This is a genomic window from Moraxella sp. (genome assembly GCF_024227015.1).
Classification (GTDB): Bacteria; Pseudomonadota; Gammaproteobacteria; order Pseudomonadales; family Moraxellaceae; genus Moraxella.
In genome coordinates this window covers 1-1,166 of the sequence record NZ_JAAELD010000047.1, presented here as the reverse complement: position 1 = coordinate 1,166, position 1,166 = coordinate 1, and the positions used below count along the sequence as shown (strand labels likewise).

Below are 1,166 nucleotides of genomic sequence, written 5' to 3'. Positions count from 1 at the left end.
TTATAAAATTAGAGAGAAAATAATGAACATTCAAAACCCAACTGAAGTAAAAGACTTCAATCAATACCCAGATGCCAGCGGACATTTTGGCATTCATGGGGGACGCTTTGTCTCTGAAACCTTGATGGCGGCACTGGAACAACTTGAGCATATCTATAACACTGCCAAAGCTGACCCCGAATTTTGGAAAGCCTTTCAAGACGACTTGGTCAATTATGTTGGCAGACCAACGCCACTTTATCATGCCAAGCGCCTAAGTGATGATATCGGTGGCGCGCAGATTTATCTTAAACGTGAAGACTTGAATCATACAGGCGCTCACAAAGTCAACAACACCATCGGTCAAGCCTTGCTTGCCAAAATGGTCGGCAAAAAACGCATCATTGCCGAGACAGGCGCAGGACAACATGGCGTAGCAACTGCCACCATCGCGGCGCGTCTGGGCTTAGAGTGCGTGGTGTATATGGGCGCAGATGATGTCGAACGCCAAGCCATGAACGTGTATCGTATGCGTTTGCTTGGGGCGACAGTGGTACCTGTCACTTCGGGCACTCGCACGCTCAAAGACGCCATGAATGAAGCCATGCGCGACTGGGTCACCAATGTCGATAGCACTTATTATGTCATTGGCACTGTCGCAGGTCCGCACCCATACCCCATGCTGGTGCGTGACTTTCAAGCCATTATCGGCAAAGAAGCCAAACTACAACACTACCAAAAAACAGGCAAACTGCCCGATGCGTTGGTCGCTTGTGTCGGTGGCGGTAGTAATGCCATCGGACTGTTTTATGACTTTTTAAATGATAAAGACGTCAAAATGTACGGTATCGAAGCGGGCGGCGATGGGGTGGAGACAGGCAACCATGCTGCGCCACTTACCGTTGGTCGAGTGGGGGTATTACACGGCAACCGCACGTATTTGATGGCGGATGATGATGGGCAGATTTTGGGCACTCATTCGATTTCGGCAGGGCTGGATTATCCTGGCGTGGGTCCTGAGCATAGTTTCTTAAAGGATATCGACCGTGTGCAGTATGTACCTTGTACCGATGAAGAAGCGATGGTGGGATTTCGTGAATGTACCCAAAAAGAAGGCATTATTCCTGCACTAGAAAGCTCGCACGCCATTGCGTATGCGTTGAAACTTGCCAAAACCATGAGCAAAG

At 49.2% G+C, this 1,166-nt stretch carries 1 protein-coding gene; it reads left to right on the top strand.

Annotated elements, in window-relative coordinates:
• Positions 1 to 22: 22 nt before the first annotated feature.
• A partial coding sequence (gene trpB / locus GY683_RS00900) for a tryptophan synthase subunit beta (protein WP_297286959.1) occupies positions 23 to 1,166 on the top strand: 1,144 nt, incomplete at its 3' end.